We start from the raw sequence: 424 nt of genomic DNA on the forward strand, positions 1-424 counted from the left end.
TCAAAGGCGTCGTGATGGAACTCGAAGACTGCGCGTTCCCGCTGCTCGCGGGTGTCGTGGTCACTGACGATCCCAAGGTTGCGTTCAAGGATGCCGACGTCGCACTGCTGGTCGGCGCGCGTCCGCGTTCGAAAGGCATGGAGCGTAAGGACCTGCTGTCGGCCAACGCCGAAATCTTCACGGTGCAAGGCAAGGCACTGAACGAAGTGGCGAGCCGCGACGTGAAGGTGCTGGTCGTCGGCAACCCGGCGAACACGAACGCCTACATCGCGATGAAATCGGCACCGGATCTGCCGAAGAAGAACTTCACGGCCATGCTGCGTCTGGACCACAACCGCGCGCTGTCGCAACTGGCTGCCAAGTCGGGCAAGCCGGTCGCTTCGATCGAAAAGCTCGTGGTGTGGGGCAACCACTCGCCCACCAT

The 424-nt window shown here is 62.3% G+C and carries 1 protein-coding gene; it reads left to right on the plus strand.

The window, feature by feature from the left end; translation table 11 throughout:
• Nucleotides 1-424 (plus strand): lactate/malate family dehydrogenase (locus SB753_RS34970; RefSeq protein WP_410804617.1); only part of this gene is annotated, 424 nt, incomplete at both ends.

It is taken from the genome of Paraburkholderia sp. SIMBA_053 (assembly GCF_046534895.1).
Lineage (GTDB): Bacteria > Pseudomonadota > Gammaproteobacteria > Burkholderiales > Burkholderiaceae > Paraburkholderia > Paraburkholderia caledonica.